The sequence below is a fragment of the Segetibacter sp. genome, assembly GCF_025963695.1.
Classification (GTDB): Bacteria; Bacteroidota; Bacteroidia; order Chitinophagales; family Chitinophagaceae; genus Segetibacter.
This window is the reverse complement of the sequence record NZ_JAOQAH010000033.1, coordinates 1-17,910: the sequence shown is the minus strand read 5'-3', so window position 1 is coordinate 17,910 and position 17,910 is coordinate 1. Positions and strand designations below refer to the sequence as shown.

The following is a 17,910-nucleotide window of genomic DNA, read 5'->3' as shown; positions in this document are numbered from 1 at the left end:
AACTATCCTTATGAAACAGTTATTTCTTTTGAACCTGCTCGTGCTATTTATGAACGCTACATCAACTGCGCAAAGCAATAAGATTGCAGATACTACTGAATATCTGTCTTCCATCAAACATGAATTAACTGTTCAATGGCCAAAAAACCGAACTATTAACTTAGTGTTTCATGGTCACTCTGTTCCTGCAGGGTATTGGCACAACCACGAAGTTCATACATTGGAGTCTTATCCTTATTTGTTATTTAAGAAGATAAAAGAACAATACCCTTATGCTGTTGTAAATATGATTGTTACAGCTATCGGCGGAGAAAATTCTGACAAAGGGCAAGCGAGATTTGACGATGTTTTGGCGGTAAAGCCCGATGTTTTGTTTATTGACTACGCTTTAAATGATCGCGGTATTGGCTTAGCGAAGGCAAAAGAATCATGGGAAAAAATGATACATGAAGCGATAGATAGAAAAATAAAGGTCATCCTTCTGACTCCCTCACCTGATCAGAGGGCCGATATGCTCGCGAAAGGAAACGAGCTTGAAGCGCACGCTGGCCAGGTTAGAGAATTAGCTATGAAATACCATATTGGACTTACTGATTCATTTTCTCTGTTCCAAAAAATAAAAAAGGAAGAAGGAGATATATCTGGTTACATGTCTCATATTAACCATCCAAATAAAAAAGGGCATCAATTAATAGCAGATGCTTTGTTTAGCTGGTTCCGTAATTAATTTCTTTTTATAAAACGTACTAGGATCTAATGTAGAAGGAGAATTAGCAAACTTGAAAAATGGAAATGAAGTCATATTTACACGCTGTGCTGAGCAAAGAAGAAGTTGATGTTTGCGAGAAAGAGGTTGAAAAAAGTGGGTGGAAGAATTTTTAATGCAGTGGATTGGAAATAGATATTATGGGTATGCTTTTTTCGGACCGCATTGGCACAAAACCATTTGTTGCATCCGGTTTTATCCCATGATTAGCAGCAAGACTTGATTATCATTTTGCAACTTGCTTAAATTGTCGCGCAAGGTTTGAAGGGCTTCAAGTGTCTACTTTGCTGTTTCTTCATCTCCTTCCTACGAAAAGTTTTGAAGGTGGTATGACCCAAAAAGTTGCCTAAAGATTTACCTGTACAAGAGAGTGACACAACGATGTAGCCATAAAAAACTAAAGCTGGTCCCCAAAAACGGGTGCGACAATTTCGAATGCACCCGCTACTACAGCCGTTGTCGCCGTTTATTTTTCAAACATTAATTTTGCCTGATAAGTTTTGCCTTCTATTATAATCCTTACCAGGTAAATCCCGTTGGCTGCTGATGCAGGTATATTGACAGACTGGTTCAGCACACCGGCATTCATATGGGCCTTTTGCGTGTATATGATTTTGCCGGCCACATCCTGCAATTGTATTTGTGCCATTGCATTTAGTTGTCCTTCCACTTGCAGGTCTATTGTAAATCTACCCTTTGTTGGGTTCGGCGCAACAACAAACACCTCGTTCCTGTTTACCTGCAATGTTTTTACAGCGCTGTATACAATGCTGCCATCTTTTTCCAGCAGCTTTAACCGGTAGTATTGCAGGCCCGTTTGCAGGGATTGGTCTATAGCCTGGTAGTTGGTGGTGCCAGCTTTGCCTGCCACTGTTCCCAGGGGGGTAAAGCGATTGCCATCATAACTTTTCTCCACCACGAAGCTGTTTACCTGGTGCCCGACAATCACCTGCCAGTTGATGATTCCACTATTGCCAGCTTTTACAACTCCAAATAATAACAGGTCTTTAATGGACAAAGGGGTGTTTCCATTATTGCCGGCAAAGAACCCGCCAAAGCCCGTAGTAGCAAAGCTGGCTTTCCAATAGCGGTTTACATCGTCCCAAACCAGCGTAATGGCCGGCACTGTAATAAGTACACCTGGCTGCGCGTAGGTACCGGGCAAACCGGTACCATCGCGGCTAATGCCGCTGTATTGGTAAATGGCAAAATGCTGCTTGCCGGCTTCATCATCCGGTGCTGTTGGCAGACCGCCATTGAAGGGAGATGCGTTCAATTCATCAAAGTCGGCCTGGGTATAATACAGGGTAATGACGCCTGTGGCGTTGCCCGCATTATTTTGAGGAGTTATCTCGTAATGACGTTTTAGGTAAGGACGTCCGTTTAGCGATGGCATGGTGGGCTCTAACCATACTTTACCGGTTACCGCCCCGCTCACCGCCAATGCGCCGCCTGTTGGCTGCAGCGAAGCTATTAATTCGCAATCCTTTTCAAAAATGGTACTTGCTCCAACAACCACGTTTTTAGAAACCGTGCGATTTGCTGATGCAATCACCATGCTGCCGGTTGACTGTTGTAGTTCAAAAATCCCCAGATTGATTGTATCTGATACGGAACATCCAAATTCGTTCGTGGCTGTTAATACATATTTTCCTGGTTTGCTTACATCTAAAGTATCTGCGGTACTGCCGTCAGACCATTTGTATTTATCCGTGTTGGCGATACCAATTGACACCGCATCAATTGATTTTTGTGCAGGCACATCTACTGAATTTATTGCAATGCGAATAGTTGACACTGCATAAGCTGTTAATGGGAATGTGATCCTGTTGATGAGTGGTTTGCTATACAATTCCGCCGTTCCACTATACACAACTTCAAAGCCATTGGTTGCAGGATTTTTTACATACACTGTATCGATGGTTCCACTGTTGAGGGTTTCGTAAATATCAATGAAATTGATCGGCTGCGGGTTATCGAATGTGAGCTCAATAAATTCCGGACGTAATTGATCGTCTTTAGTAGACCAGGCCGTAGCATAATCACCATAATTGGGGTAAGTATTTGGTGCGCCTAAAACTTGTCGGTTCACATTTTGTGTGAGTTCGGAACTGAAACTATTTACGCCGGTTGCATATTTTGTATAAGCTTGATTTGCGTTGTGCAATACAAGGCCTTTTCCCTGGCATATATCGGCCGCCCTATTCATGGCGTTAATTTTTGCCATTGGAAAATTTGCAATAGTCAAATCTAAATGAACAATTGAATCACAACCATTTTTACTTATTCCATACCAAACGGGCGCTTTTGTAGAAGCAGTATAAGTGGAATCGTGCCAGCGATAGGTCCCACACACCGTTACCGTATCCGTACGTTCAACAGTATTAGTAATAGTCAGCTGTAACGTAACCACAGAGTCACAGCCTGATGCATTTACAGTATGCCAGGTAGCATTGGTTACAGATTTTGTATAGGTGTTACCATGCCAAATAAAATAATTACAAGCAACGGCCGTTTCAGTGGAAGCAGATGGTGTACCAATGTTGAGGTTCAACGTTACAACAGAATCACAACCAGCTGCATTCTGTGTGGTCCATTTGGCTGTACTGTTTGAACTGGTGTAGGTTACTCCATGCCAGGTATAAGGGCCACAAGCCTTTACAACTTCTGTAAATGTACTGGGTGTTGACGCCACTGCTTTTCCGGATACTGCAGCGCTGCATCCATTCACATCCGTAACCATTACATTGTAAAGTGTGCCTGGATTAACTGCAGTAATCACAGGTGATGTCAAACCACCTGTCCAGGTGTATGATTGGTAGACCATGGGTGCAGTTGAGATGCTGTGCTTGGCATTGCCAACAATCGTTGCTGTAGTTGCACCATTGGCAGTATTCACCGGCAACTCGCTATCCCCTTCATCAAATTTATAGTAGGCCACCAAGCCGTTACTGCCAGGCTTCACAGATAAATTCATGTTGCCCGAGAGCCCAACTTGCGATAAAGCCACATTCCACACCCTGATCTCATCTACTGCGCCAACCATAGGCTTTGATAAACTTTGATTATTGCCTATCATGAAATTGTTCAACTTTCCGGCAACAGGTACTATTGCGACACCGCTGGCGCTGGAAACGCCATCAATATAGATAGATATAGTTTTGTTGTTGTACACAAAAGCCACATGATGCCAGCTTTTAGCGGTTAAGGTTGTAGTCGTACTAATGGTACTTGTACTAACCCCATTGCCTACTGCAAAACTTACGGTGCCATTTGCATTGAGCCCGGCATCAAATGGAAGAGGCGTGCTGCCGATGGTTTGGCTGATGATACTTTGCGGGGTACCAATGCTTGAGAAATTCACCCAGCCTTCCAGCGTAAATCCAGTTGATGGGGCAACCCCCATGGCGTCTGCTACAACCCGGCTGTTTCCATCTAACAGCAATTGCTTTCCGGATGCCCGTGAGGTAATTTGGAGCGGATTACCCGAACAATTGGCTTCCCCATTGGCAGACACGATTCCTGATGCAGGCAATGGGTTGATGCGAAGGTCTAACGTTACCAATGAATCACAACCTGCTGCATTTACCCCAACCCATGTTGCTGTATTGTTAGAGCTAATATAGTTGGTGCCATGCCAGGTATAACTACCGCAGGCACTAATCTTTTCTGTAAAAGAAGTCGGCACACTTACCACGACCGTCTTTGATACGGTAGCCTGGCATCCATTGGCATTTGTTACCTTAAGTGTATAAGTACTGGTAGTATTCGGCTGTACGGTTATGGAAGCCGTTGTTTCACCGTTTGGCAACCATACATAGGAGGTGAAGCCAGCGGCAGATAGCGTTGCCGTACTTCCTATGCAAATTTTATTTGCCCCGGTAATTACCGGCGCTGGAAGCGAATTCAGCGTAAGGTGGAGGGTTACAATAGAGTCGCATCCAAATTGATTCTGCCCTTTCCAGGTAGGCGTACTGGTAGAGGCCGTGTAGGTGGTACCATGCCAATTATAGGAACTGGCGCATACACGGATTGTTTCTATGGTATTGCTTGCAAGAGGGGACACCATCAAGCTACCGGATCCTGCAGTTCCTTTATAGTCTGTTACCGTTAAAGTATAAAGGGTGTTGCTTGCCTGATTGACTACAATAGATTTTGTAGTAGCACTGCCGGGCATCCATTTATAGGAGGTGAAATTGATAGGTGCCTTTGATGGAGATACGCTAGTGGCAGGTTTTATGAACCTGGCATCCCGGTGCGATGAGGAAATATCGGCGGCAATATCACTCAAATCTCCATCAAACCTATAATACAAATGCAATCCAGAACTCATGGGAGCTACCGAAGTATTTAGGGTTGCCTGAATGGCAGTTGCATTTCTTACTGTATTCCAAACCCGTAATTCATCCATCTCCCCGTCAAACCCAAATTGACCACCTAATCCACCAAGGAAAAAGTCTGGATAAAGATTACTGTTAGTACCTGGATCATAACCTATAGCAGCAAAATTCGAATTAGGTGTTTGGAGCGCACCTTCTAACTGCCCATTGATAAAAACATGTAGTGCAGAATCATAATAAGAGGCTGCCAAATGTGTCCATACATTCGGTAATATAGTACTGTTAGAGATAAGTTTATAAGGCGCTAATACCGGATTTGACTGCGTAAATTCATACACAAATTTTCCATTTTGAATAGACAATCCAATAAAAGTACCGATAGACTGATTCGTTCCTCTGGTGAAGAAATATTGTGTTCCACTAACGGAAGTTGGCTTTACCCAAACTTCGTAAGCTGAGCTGGGATTAATTCCGTAACCACCACTCGGTTTAATGTAGGGATTGGTATAAAAAAAAGGAATACCAATGCCATACCTCAAATTTGTAATAGTAGCCCTATTGGTTCCGTCAAAACTAATGGCATTTTTAGCTGCATTATTTGCGGAAAGGGTAATTCCACCCCCCGCACAATTGCCTGTTACTGTAATGCCGGGCTCTGGAGGCCCTTCATACACTAAATGTAAATGGTACAACGTATCATTTGCCCCTGTTTTGTTCGTAGCAAAATAATTAGCGGTATCAGTTGGCGCATTAAACGACCTGCCTCTCCATAAAAAAGGAAATCTTGTCGTTACAAAGTTCTCTGGAATATTTGTAATGGTCTTGTTGGTTATTACCATATTAAAGTTGCTGACGCCATAATGGTTGGCCGCTACAATAGAATATCCTGTGGATCTATTGTCTGCATAAATATTGCCATTTATAATTTGATTTGCCCTGGGTGTACCCACAATGGCACCGGTACTATCCAGGCGTATTCTTTGGTCAAAACTGTTGAAGTCTATTTTGGGACCATTGTAAGGCAATTCTTTCCCGCCATAATTATCCATAAATGGAAGGGAACCAACGCCGTAAACATGCGCATTGTAAAGTATACCGCTTAAATTTTTAACGATAGCTACTTGCCCGCTGTCAGCGCTAATTATCTGGTCATCGTTTTGGGTAAACCAACGGCCGGTAACTGCATTCACATTTTCCGATGTATCTACTCTCAGGAGTTGACCGAATGCCATAAGATACAAATTATCATTACTAAGATCTATCGCCATACGGGATACCCAGGGTAAAAACGCATCTGGTCCATTTCCCGCTTTGAAATAATTATAAGCTGAAGACCGTTGCCCAATACTTGACGTTTGTCCGTTGGGCCTAATTTTCACAATATTGCTACCCGAATTAGGAAGTATATAAATGTTTCCTTTTGTATCCGTCTTCATGTCTAATTCACCCCCGTTAAAATAAGGGGTGTAGTCCATATCCATTTTCAGAAACTGATTGGTCGAAAAGTTGAACTTTGTAATTCTTCGCTGACTTTGAACAATTACATTATTATTAGCATCAACTGACAAAGCATTTGGAGCATACATATCTGCAAACGCAATATTTGGGTCTGTACCTAATACCCGTGGCGATGTGTTTATTGTGCTGACTAACCCATCAGGTGTAATTTTTCTAAGTCTACCATCCATGTAAGTAGCTACAAATAGATTTCCATTAGAATCAAAACCCAACCCTCTTGGTAGTCCAAATTGCGCTGTCGCTTTCGGGCCATCAACTGATCCGCCACCTCCAGTTCCTGCAAAAACAGTCCAACCCCTTGATTTACTTAAAATAAAAATTTGATTGCTGTTATCTGCTGTGGCGTAATAATTTCCATCGGGGCCTTTTACGATATGACGTATATAGCCATTGATTGCCAATGGAGAAAATTTAACCAGGGTATCCCTTTCTGCTATTTTTGTGGCGGGTACGGGTGTGCCGGTATTGGTCATAGCAATAGGCACTTCAATTCTTTTTTCCCAATACAAAATAGTATCCTTTACAGCATAAGTAATATTAGGAAGCAGATTCGATATCCTGACTGTCATTGAAAGTATACTGTCACATCCTACACTGTTTTGCAAAACAATGGATTGGGTACCTGGAACTGTAAAAATTTTCCCTCTCCAAGTATAGGGCAATTGTAACGGATTGATGTCTACAAACAGGTTATTGGTAGAGATTGCTTTGATGGTCAGGTTAAGATAAATAGTGCTGTCACAACCAACGGCATTGGGGTACATCTTGGTATATACACCTGTCTTATCATAAGTTACTCCTTTCCAAACATAGCTTTCACACGCTGTAGCGGTGGTGGTAGGGCCTGTAGAACCTTTTCTTATAATAAGATGCAGCGTAACAACACTATCACAACCTCCCTTATTTTTTAAATAACGGGTATGGGTTGTGCTGCTGCGGTAGGTGCTATCATTCCATACATAATGGTCGCATGTATCTAGTGTAAGGGATGTAGCCACCGGATTACAAACAGCAAGTACCATTTTGATACTATCTGCGCCTGCTTTATTATAACCATGAATGGTATAAGTAACAGGTTGTAGCAGGGTATCTGTAGGCGTACCACTGATAATACCCGTGGCGTGATCAAACAGAAGGCCTTTGACCAATGAAGGCCGAATGGTATAGTTGACGGCATTTATTTGCCTGATGGCCGCATTAGCCTTATCGGCCACATATACCTGGCCGTGTGAGTCTGTTGTAATGCCGATGGGCGAATTAAATTTAGCTTGCGGGCCGGCGCCATCCAGGTAGCCGGCAGTAGTACCTGCCAGTGTACTCACCATTCCTGCCGTATCTATCTTTCTGATTTTTGATGAGCCATTGTCTACCACATATTTATTGCCCTGGTTATCTGCTGCAATATCACCAGGCGCATTAAAACCAGCATTGCTAGTTATGCCATCCACCGAAGTAGCAGCACCATTACCTGCAAAGCTTGTAACATCGCCTGTAGCTGTAATTTTTCTTATTCTGTTATTCAGCAGATCTGCCACATATACATTGCCCGCTTTATCTACACTTAACCCCGATGGCGTATTAAATTTTGCTGCTGTTCCATTGCCATTAGCATATCCCGCCGTTGGGCCACCCGCCAGTGTGGAAACAGTTCCGGTGCCGCTTATTTTTCTAATGCGATGATAGCGGCCTTCGCTAAAATATACATTGCCGGCACTATCTATTGCAATGCCACCGGGCGAACTGGCAGTTGCCAATACAGTAACAATACCTGCACTATCTTTCTTTACAATACGATTGCTGAGCCGGTCTGCAGCATACATATTTCCTGCCTTATCTATTGCCAGCAATGCCTGGGTAGTACCAAAACCATCAACTGTAGATACAATGCCTCTGCGATTGATTTTATAAATTACCCCATGCAGCTCGTCGCTCACATAGCTATTATACTGTGCATCCAATGCAATGGAAACAGGCGACAAATAATTGGTTTTGATAAGCGTGGAAACATTGCCAATAACTGATGGAATGGGGCCTCCTGTATTTTGTGGAGCAATGGGCACAATGGGTTTATTTGCCAGCAAAACCGTGGGCGATTGATATAACACTTTTGGCCCCACCACTACATTAACCGTTACAGCACTATCGCAGCCTGCAGCATTTACCAGGTAAATGGTTTTATCGCCCTCTTTTGTTATGTTAATTCCGTTCCAGGTGAGGGGCAATTCGGACTGATTTACAAATAAGCGGGTAATAGTAGCAGATGGGTTTCTAATGGACAGTATTAGGGTAGCGGTGCTATCAAACCCATACTGGTTTACAAACCTAGAGGTTAGAGTAGTTGCCTTGTCATATACAACCCCATTCCAGGTGTAAGGTCCACAATTGTTGATAGTAGTGGTAGATGCCGAAGGTACCCCTACTGACAGTTTAAAAGTGGAAGGTTTTGCACCATCCTGCGATAGTGTGACGGTATAAGTTTGCAAGGGACTTAGTTGTGTAGGCGTTCCGCTAATAACCCCGGTAATGCGATTTAACTGCAACCCATTTGGTAGGGCTGGTGAAATATTGTATCCATCAGAAGAATTATACCCCGGATAATTGCCTTCTATCTGCGGGCTTACGGCCTGCATCGGCTTATTGATTTCTAAAATATTGATAGCAGGATAATAAATATTGTAGAGTACCCGTAGCACCAATGTAGCCGTACTATCGCACCCTTCTGCATTGGTAAGCCTGGCAGATTTGGTGCCAGCAGTTGTAAATGTTACACCGTTCCAGGTATATGGCAGTTGATTGGGTAATATTTCAACATTGATTACCGAAGCAGTGAACTTCTGACGGAATCTAAAAATGATGGCGCTATCACAACCTACGGTATTCATAACATGAACGACGTAATCGCCGGACTCCGTATACACCTGCCCCTGGTAGGTGTAGGGCCCGCAGTTTGCCACAGCTATTACAGATGAAGTGGCTTGTTTAACCGTGAGGATTAATGTAGCTGCACTATCTGCGCCATATATGTTGATCAGATGAGCCGTTTGTGTACCCGCCTGCAAAAAGGTTAGCCCATTCCAGGTATAAGGAAGCTCAGTTGAACAGATGGTTGCATTGCTGGAAGAGGTGCTGGGTTTGTTGACAGCCATCTTTATACCGGACTGGGCAGAGCCAACCTTATTGCTGCCTGTAATAACATACAATTGCGTTAAGGGGTTTTGTATTTCAATATTATAATCTTCAAATTCACCGTAGTCTAACCAATTACTGTGAAATATTTGCTCTGGAAGTAGAGCCTGTATATTATTTAGAAATGGATAAAATGATAATGCTTGCTCTGTCGTTCTACGTATGCTATATGGCTTACCATTAGCATCATAAAAAACGTAGGAGGCAGGTGCCGTGGCACCTTCTACGCAATAGATGCGCATTTTAGTTACACCTGATGTTGCCGTAACTGGAATGTTTAAATTAAAAACTTCGGCATGGGCATCTCTTTGCGGGGCTGCAGAAATATATACCCGCTCACCCGAATCCTCAAAATCTCCATCCCTGTTATAATCGATATACACGGCATAGGAGTTCATAAAATTCAACAACCCCATATTTGTATGTAAGCTATATGTATTCTGCGAGGAGAGGGTGTTGGACAACCGGACAGAATAGTGGGTATTGGAAAACATTTTGATAGCACCCAATCCACTAAAATCGGTATAGGCACCTTTTGTTCCGGTGCCTAGGCCGCCACTGCCCTGCAAGCTTTGAAACGCAGTGTTGTTTTCAAAAATGGCTTTCTGATTACTATCCGATATTTTAACCTGGGTAAGATCCGCACCTTTATCTGCTTTAAGTGACCAGGGGGCAGGATATTGGTTCGCCGTTTTTGGCCCTATTGCCGGCAGAAGCTGGCTGGTAGCATAGGCAAGCGGCGTGCCGCTAATCTCTCCCGTTTGAGCATTTAAGGCAAGACCAGCAGGAAGTGCAGGGCTAATGGAAAATGTGTCAATTTTTGAACCTGCTGTGGTAGGTACAATGGGGTTTATTTGTTGTCCAAGGCTAAAAATGTAGGGTTCGCTGTTATAATTAAATTCGGGCTTCAGCAATAAGTTCAGCTTTACCAAACTATCGCACCCATCCAAACTTTGAAGGGTCGCAGTGGCGGTTCCCGCACCTTTCAATACTTGTCCATTCCAGGTAAAAGGTAGTTGGTTGAGTGAGATGGTTCTATTATCTATAATCGTATCTGGTACCTCTGGACAATCCACCACTTCAAACGTAATAACTCCACTGGGAACTATACCTAATAAACTGTTAGCTACCACATGATTGGTTACCGAAATGGTGTAGGTGGTAGGTTCCCATGGCACTATAGGTATTCCAAAGAAAGATCCATTGTTTTTGTTCATTGAAATGCCGAGCGGTAATACAGGAAGCCCAGCCACATTTGCTTTTGGGTCACCAAAAGCAGCGGTAATCCTAAAAATTGTTTCGGAGGTATTTACATACTTAATATAATTCTCGTCACTTACATACAAACCCAATCCGGAAGGGTCAATCGCAATACCAGTTGGATTGTCAAATTTTGCCTCATCAGGATCCATATTCAACTTGGCCAGAATGTAATAGAAATTATTGGCAAAACCCTTTGGATCAGCAATCGGGTTTGCGGAGCCGGCGTTTCCGGCAAGTGTAGAAACCGCTCTGTCATCATTTATTTCCCGAATTAAATTGTTCTTAGCATCAACAACATAAAGTGTTTTAGTAATTTCATTGTATGCCAGCGCAGTGGGACCATTAAACTTTGCATCCTCCCAATCCTTATCATCAACATTACCTGCCTTGCCTTCTTTATTACCCGCATAGGTAGTTACTTCACCATCATCGTCAATTTTTCTGATCACATTGTTGCCGGCATCTCCCACATATATATTGCCATCTTCGTCTACGCAAATACCACCGGGCTTATTAAACCGGGCATCTTCGCCATCCCCATCATTCACAAATCCGGGCGTACCAAACTTTCCTGCAATAGTTTTCCAGCTCTTCGACTTGCCATTATTATCAAATTCAGCTTTTACAATTACATGATTTCTTGGATCAGCAATGTATAAATTACCATCATGGTCTACTGTCAGGGCACCCCAAACACCGTACGGCAACGGCCTTATTAACACCCATTTTCCATCAGCATTTTTCCTGGCTAAACTTACCACCGATGGCGCCAGCGGATTTCGCAAACTGGCATAAATAATCTTTTCATTATTTGGGTCCACTGCAAAATAAGCGACCTCTGTTTCCTCATTATTGATCATATTCTCCCCTGAATATAGTTTGGCTGGACTTTGATTAAACTTAGTATTGGAAGTGGAATTATATATCGGTAGTCTTTCGGGGGTTGAATTAAAGGAGAAAATGCCGCTGCGTGCATTACGAAAATCGAAATCGACACCTGGGAAGATAGTACTGGAGCTGGTAAAAATCGTTCCGGATTTTGAAACGGCCACACCTTTTGCCCCGCTTCTAAAATATAAGCTATCGGTTTTTTGGCGAAAGTATCTTGCATACTTATCAGTCATCCCTGCAACGCCTTTAACGAGTCCTTTTATTTCAGGAGAACCTCCACCCAAAAAATTGGGAGCTGCAATGCCGGGAACCTGGTCTATATTAAAGCCGGGTATAGCATTAACGGCCGAGGTGGGTGGAAATGGAATAGGTTTGTATCGGTGTAACGGCTTCCCGGCTATCAGTGGGCAAGTATTACATGCTGCCTGTGAAATACTGGCGTAATTGTTTATGAGATATTTTATAATGGGTCGCGAATCCGCTGGCTGTGCCTTTAAGCTTGATATGCTTACAAAAATAAGGACGGTAAAAACCAACCTAAACTTCAATTTTCTCTTGCAGCTGTTTTTCATTTCCGGGTAATTTATAGGAGTGGGCTATTGCTTAAACAATTTGGATCTAACTAAAAAAAACAATTAACGCATACGAGTCGATTTAAAGCGCAGGCAGAAATCGCTCGATAAAATCGACCGGATACGAATAATGGTTACAATATTTTCGGAGTTAAAAACCGAATTGCAACGTAATTCTAGAGTTAAAAAACCAAGCAGAAGAATATATGGGATGAAGCAGGCAAAATATGTGATAAACAGCCTTTTACAAGCGCAGGGATACGAACATTCATTAAAAAAACAAACCGTACTGCTTTCTGGTTTAGACCATTTCGAAAGTTATTTTGACCTAAACTGAGTTACTACTATGTAACATCGTTGTGTCACTCACTTGTACTTTTTGTTCTTTATTTAGCCACGAAACACCGTTGAGTTTGGTACCCTTTCTATTTGCAAAAAGTATTGAACCAAATCAGGTATGCAGCTTTGCAAGCAATTCTTTTTTTGAGGCAGGAGTAATCTTAAACGTAAAGGATAAAAGTTCAATACTGTCGAATGCTATTTTTTTCACGTATCTATGATTGACTATAATACCTCTTCTGATTTGAGTGAAATGTTGAGATGGAAGTATCTTTTGCATTTCGGTTAAGGTCGAGCGGGTAATAACCGTCCTTTCGTTTTCAATATGAATTTTAAGGTAGTTGGTTTCGCTTTCGATGAAAGTAATTTTACTCCATTCAACCGAAACAAAATCATGTCCATTTTTAAAAAGAATGGTGAGGCTTTGATTGATTTCCGGCTGCTTGTTATCCTTAAAATTATTTATGGCAATTTCAATAGAAGTGTACAAATCTTCTTTGTTAAAAGGCTTTACCAGGTAGGCATTGGGCTTTGCTATCTTAGCCCTTTGTATGGTTTCTTTGTCGCTGTTGGCGGTAAGAAAGATGATGGGCAGCGAACAATTTTCTCTTGCATACATAGCCACATCTATACCATCCTTTTGTCCACCCAGGTTAATATCGAGCAATAATAAATCCGGCTGCGCAGTATCAATCATCTCTATCGCTTCCTTATAATTTGCGGCGGGTTCTATTACTTTATATTGTAAGGCCAGTAAAGTGCTAACGATAGATTTAGCTATTATCATTTCGTCCTCTACCACACCAATTTTATACTGCACTCCTCACAGGTTTGTGCATGGTGGCATATTGTACAAAAGGTATAAGAGTGCGACGCAACGAGGTGGAATAGTAGCAATGCAGTTTGGCTCCAATAATTTCCATGTTCAAATTTATGCGACAGTAAGTATTGTTTTATTATCCAGATGTATTTTATTTTTCCATGGTTATCAGTTCCTTCTTACAATCGGGGCATTGGTAATGCATAATAGTTGTGCTTCTGCCCATTAATAAACGGACCAGGCGGTCTTTTAAACTGATTTCTGCCGGCTTCATTTCTGCTTTACACACACTGCACCTTACAACCCCATCATCTGCGTCAAAAGTCTTCATCATCTCTATATTTATTAGTGGCATAATTCAAATAAAAAGAATTTTACCAGTATAAATAACTATTTGGGATGAAACAACCATAATCAGGGATTAACAGGCTATTTTATTTTTCAGGCATTTTTTCGTGTTAAACTATCCTTGAAAGATATAGTAAACTCGCCACCTTCCTTATATTGATAACTGGCTTTCCCATGTAATTGTTTGGCCAGGCCCCTGATCAATTCCATGCCAAGCGTATGAGCATTACTAAAACGCAATTCCTCAGAAAGACCGGGGCCACTATCATGAAATATTAAATTATACTCCCCTTTACTTATTTCCTGCATGGAAACAGTGACTTTAATATTGGAGGTATTTTTGAATGCATGTTTATACGTATTAGAGAACAGCTCATTTAGAATTAAGCCTAGCGGCACTGCAGTATCAATATCAATGCAGGTATTTACAATATGGGTTTCCAAAAGAATTTCGCGATGTAGTTCTTTATAAAAATCGTCGAGCTGTTTGCCCAGGTTAATCACAAACTCATCGAACCGGATGCCATCGAGTTGACCATGTTGGTATAAATTCTGGTGAATTAATGCAATGCTGCCAATCCTTGATTGACTTTCAAGGATAGATAACTTCATGGTATCATCAGTAATCTTGTCATTTTGAAGATTCAATAAACTGATAATAACCTGGAGGTTATTTTTAACCCGGTGATGCACTTCCTTTATTAATAGATCTTTATCATGCAGGGCCCTTGATAAACTATTCGTTCTGGTTTGTACCAATGACTCCAGCCTTATTTTACTTCGTAATAGCTTATTTGTTTTCGAGGTGATATACCACCGGGTAAGGGCAGCTAACGCAATGATGCATAAAATAATAAACCAGGGCTTAAAATAATACGGCTTCAATACAACAATGGCAATTTCAATCTCAACCGGGTTCCACTGGCCATTGGCCAGCCGGGCTTGTATTCTTAAATTAAATTCACCGTAAGACAGGCTATTAATATTAAGCGTGTTACCCTCCCCCAATTTCCATTTGCCTGGTAAACCCTGAATATTATACTGATACACCTGCGGCCGCTCCTGGAAATCCAACAATGAAAATTCAACAGTTAATAATCCTTCGCCGGGATGAATGACTATTTTATTATTACTTCTATACTCATTTATGCAGGGCTCAAAATCATTTTTAGCAGCCGAATATTTATTGATCATGGTTACCTCGAAAGGAACAGAGTCTATTATAACACTCTTTAAAACTTCCACAGGGTAGAAGGCTGTTAATCCATTGATAGTACCAAAATACATTCTGCCATCCGGACCTTTAAAAGAAGACGCCCGATCAAACTCATTATTGATAATACCATCAGCTTTGCTGAAACTATAAACCTGTCTATTTTTTTTATTAAAACTAAACAGGCCATTGTATGTGCTAACCCATAAGTTATTATTATCATCTTCTTCTATCCTGCATAAAATATTAGAAGGCAACCCGGCTTGCAAGCTAAAGTTTTCCAATGCGCCTTTTTTATCTGCCGCAGCCCAGTTCCAGCGATATAGGCCGTTTCCTTTGGATGCGATCCAGCAAATACCCTCCTTGTCCTCGTACATGTCATAAATATCATCAATGGGCAACTTATGATCAGCACCTAATGCACCTGGACCATAATAGTCAACAATCGTGTTGTTCTTTATTTGAAACAATCCATTTTGGGCAACGACAATTAAGCCATGTTTCCGGGTTTGCACAAACCGATATACAATGGAGGTTAATGGGAAACTGTAATGGGATGCTTTTAGTTGTTCAGACTTACGAGTACTGTCGTTGTATAAAAAAATGCCCACGTTTGTGCCAACATAAATAGTATGAGGTGAGGCCGGGTGCAGCGCCCATATTTCTCCGCCAAAGGTCTTAGCCTCTCCCTCAAACGCTAGCTTTTCCAAATCAAGTACAAGTAGTACAGACCCTCCAACATAAAATTTTTCCGACGTTTTTAGCAGCGAGTAAACGAAGCAGTCTTTAATCGTTACAGTTTCAACCTTATTATTTTTTTGAATTAAAAACTTATTTCCCATGCAGGCATAAATTCTTTTATCCGATTTGTCATTTTCGTTTTTAAAATCAGCTTCCGTATATATATTCCTTACCTGCTTATTAAAAGGTTTTGTAGGCTGGTTGCTGTTAAAATAATTATCGAATAAATTTTTCTTGCACCTGATTTCAAAAACACCAAAATTGGAGCAAAGCCAGTTGTTTCCATATTGATCAAAGTAGTTTCCCGAGAAAACAAGTGTTGGTAGATTTGATAGTTCTTCTTTCGAATAAATCTCAATTCTTTTATTTTCCAGGTATAAGGCAATGCTGTTTTCCTGGTATTTTAAATTACTGTTTTCATTTGTTTTCCAATTCAACAGTGGTTTTAAAACGGCAAAGTTACTTGTGCTTTTTGCAGTGCTAATAGTATAAGTTCTTAAATCCATGAGGTTTGCCTGGGCAAGAAAAGTCACCATATCAACCGAAACAATCACCAGCCGGTTGGAGTCATCCAACGACAATTGTATTATCTTATCTCCTGATAAACCGTTTTTTTCCTTTGAATAGTTGGTGAAATTTTTACCATTATACCTGCTCAATCCCTTTTCTGTTCCAAACCACATAAAGCCGTCCTTATCCTGGATAGCGCAAGTCACTGAATTAGCAGGCAAACCGTTTTCTACTGTCAGTATCCTTTTGGTAATAATATAGTCGCTGTTACGATCTACAAATGGCCTTTGCCCAAAGTTTATTTTGCAAAAAAGTAAAAGGGGTGCTAATAAGAAGAAGCTATGTAATTTATAAAGCAAGAATAGAAGTGAGAGGGTGAAGCTAAATTAAAAAAGTTAACAATTATTACGTGAGTTTTTATGCGTCCGCAATTATCGCTGATATATTTCGCTTCCATAAATCAACTCCAGGTTCTTAGTTGTAGCCGGAACAATTTGTAATGTTAAAGGCAGAACATCTGCCGGACAATGCAGAAATATTGCGAAAAGTTGAGACAGGAATAGATGCACTACAAAATCAGGTAAACAAAATATCTTTTCTTGAAAAAGAGGTGCGGGAGTTATCTCAAAGACTGGAAGCAACCTCTATCTTATTGAAACAACCGATGAAACAAGAAAACTTTTCAGCGGCGGCATGTACAAAATTAGTTGGATAACTGGAGGCGGCCTCTGTGATATTGCTATCTACGGACAGGAAAGTAACCCTACTACTTTTTGACTTGAAAAAATGAACCTTGCCATTCGTGGTATTGATACAACATCAGAATTGGGTGATACCTTTTTTACACGATCGCCACAAAGACTTGAAAGCTGATTTTATTATGGCTAAACCCCCTTTTAATATCAGTGATTGAAGTGGCGAGCAATTGCGGGAAGATATTCGCCGGAAATATGGCGCCCCGCCTGTCAGATGGAGAACATATCATAGATACAGACACAGAGCCAGAAATGGAGCGATGCTCAAGAGCATGTTGCACAAAGAAAACCTGCTTGACATTATCCGTCATTTTATTGTTTTTGAAAAAGGGAAGGATAAAACCATCAAAAAGATAGCAGGCTATTATCAATACTAAATGAAACGTTTGAGCCAGCAGTTATAGTTAGCACAAAAAGAACAAACAACACAGTAGAAATAGTAGTAAAAGACAATGGAAATGGGATCCCTCAAAAAGTTGTAGATAAGATCTTTCAGCCATTCTTTACATTTAAGCCAACAGGGCATGGAATAGGGTCTGGTTTCAGTTTAAGCTACGATATTATTAAAGCACATAATTGAGAAATAAAGGTTGGAAGTAAAGACGGTGACGAGTCTTTATCGTATAACTTTAGATCATCTACTAACCA

General features: G+C 41.3%; 7 protein-coding genes. 3 read left to right on the top strand and 4 right to left on the bottom strand.

Annotated elements, in window-relative coordinates; genetic code table 11:
* Positions 1-10 precede the first annotated feature (10 nt).
* Positions 11-727 carry an SGNH/GDSL hydrolase family protein gene (locus JWR87_RS05590; protein ID WP_297816642.1) on the top strand — a complete coding sequence of 239 codons (717 nt, stop codon included), beginning with the start codon at positions 11-13 and terminating at the stop codon, positions 725-727.
* A 505-nt stretch (positions 728-1,232) separates the two neighbouring features.
* Here the strand turns inward: JWR87_RS05590 and JWR87_RS05585 are convergent.
* From JWR87_RS05585 to JWR87_RS05570, 4 genes are all read right to left on the bottom strand, one after another.
* Positions 1,233-12,536, bottom strand: a complete 11,304-nt coding sequence (locus JWR87_RS05585) for a LamG-like jellyroll fold domain-containing protein (protein WP_297816640.1) — start codon at positions 12,534-12,536, stop codon at positions 1,233-1,235.
* A gap of 451 nt (positions 12,537-12,987) precedes the next feature.
* The gene (locus JWR87_RS05580) at positions 12,988-13,695 is read right to left on the bottom strand and encodes a response regulator (protein WP_297816637.1); all 708 of its coding nucleotides are present in this window, start codon (positions 13,693-13,695) and stop codon (positions 12,988-12,990) included.
* 151 nt (positions 13,696-13,846) lie between these two features.
* Positions 13,847-14,050, bottom strand: coding sequence for a hypothetical protein (locus JWR87_RS05575; RefSeq protein ID WP_297816634.1), 204 nt, complete (start codon positions 14,048-14,050; stop codon positions 13,847-13,849).
* Between the two features lie 86 nt (positions 14,051-14,136).
* Positions 14,137-16,728, bottom strand: a complete 2,592-nt coding sequence (locus JWR87_RS05570) for a histidine kinase dimerization/phosphoacceptor domain -containing protein (RefSeq protein WP_297816631.1) — start codon at positions 16,726-16,728, stop codon at positions 14,137-14,139.
* 278 nt (positions 16,729-17,006) lie between these two features.
* On the opposite strand from JWR87_RS05570, the gene JWR87_RS05565 reads away from it, so the two are divergent.
* The gene (locus tag JWR87_RS05565; RefSeq protein ID WP_297816628.1) at positions 17,007-17,222 is read left to right on the top strand and encodes a hypothetical protein; all 216 of its coding nucleotides are present in this window, start codon (positions 17,007-17,009) and stop codon (positions 17,220-17,222) included.
* Positions 17,223-17,632: 410 nt separating this feature from the next.
* A complete protein-coding gene (locus tag JWR87_RS05560; RefSeq protein WP_366090203.1) occupies positions 17,633-17,842 on the top strand; it encodes an ATP-binding protein in 210 nt (69 codons plus the stop codon).
* Positions 17,843-17,910: the final 68 nt, after the last annotated feature.